Genomic DNA, 1,059 nt, shown 5'->3' with positions numbered 1-1,059 from the left:
AACTGGTCAAGGGCCTGGAGCGGCAGCAGGAGCGGCTCCAACGGGCGATGGAGCGAGTTGCGGCCGCGCTGGAGCGGACGCTGGAGAAGGCTCTCGGCATCAAGGGCCGGGCGCACGGCGGGATCATCGGCGCGGCCGGCGGCGGCCCACGCTCGGCACTGACGTGGGTCGGCGAACAGGGGCCCGAGCTCGTGTCGTTGCCGTTCGGGTCGCGGGTCCGTACGGCCGGGGACTCCCGGCGGCTCGCGGCTGGCGGCAGTGACGGCGGGCTGATGGTGATCCAGCTCAACATCGCTGGCAAGTCCTTCGGTGACTTGGTGATCGACACCGCCCGCCGCGAAGTCCGCACCCGCGGCGGCGACGTTCAGGCCGTACTCGGCCGCGCATCGTAAGGGAGAAGGAAGTGCACAGGTACAAGACGTGGAACTCGGCGATGCCGACGACGGCCGCACAGGCGTCGGTGACGACGGGCACGGCCATCAAGACGATGTTGCAGCTGGCCACGCCGGCGACGCGGCAGATTCAGCTGATCAGTTGGGGTTTCTCGGTGGACGATCCGCCGGGCGCCGACGGCGTGGTGGAGCTGCTCCAGGCAGACGTCGCGGCCACAGTGACCGCGCACGTGGCCGCAGGCGTGCAGCCGCTGGACCCCAACGCCCCGGCCTCGCTGCTGACTCTGGGGACCTCGGCGACCGGCTACACCGCGACCGCCGAGGGCAGCATCACCGCCACCCGGGTCTTCGACGTGGTGTCGCTCAGCTCGACCACCGCCGAGTCGCCGCTCACGTACACCTACCAGTGGATGCCGGACGAGCGGCCGATCATCGCCGTGTCGAAGTTCCTGCGGGTGCGGGCGACGACGCCAACCACCGCTGCGGACCTGCGGTGCTGGATCTGCTGGGACGAGTGACCACATGAGCCTGGCAGCACGGGTAGCGGCATGGGACCGGCGCCTCGGCGCCGTGCCCGGACCGCTGTCCGCCTCCGGCGAGGCATCGAACGGGCAGCCCGTCCAGGTCGAGCTGTTCATCGACGGAGCGTGGATCGACATCACCAGCC

The 1,059-nt window shown here is 70.5% G+C and carries 1 protein-coding gene and 1 pseudogene; both read left to right on the top strand.

Annotated elements, in window-relative coordinates; all coding sequences use genetic code 11:
- Window positions 1-392 (top strand): annotated as a pseudogene (locus I5Q34_RS33265) (hypothetical protein); the annotation flags it as partial.
- 11 nt (window positions 393-403) lie between these two features.
- A complete protein-coding gene (locus I5Q34_RS33260; RefSeq protein WP_199896229.1) occupies window positions 404-910 on the top strand; it encodes a hypothetical protein in 507 nt (168 codons plus the stop codon).
- Window positions 911-1,059: the final 149 nt, after the last annotated feature.

Source organism: Streptomyces sp. AV19 (assembly GCF_015999245.1).
In the GTDB taxonomy this organism is placed as follows: domain Bacteria; phylum Actinomycetota; class Actinomycetes; order Streptomycetales; family Streptomycetaceae; genus Streptomyces.
The sequence above is the reverse complement of the archived record's forward strand: the minus strand, read 5'-3'. Positions and strand labels throughout refer to the sequence as shown.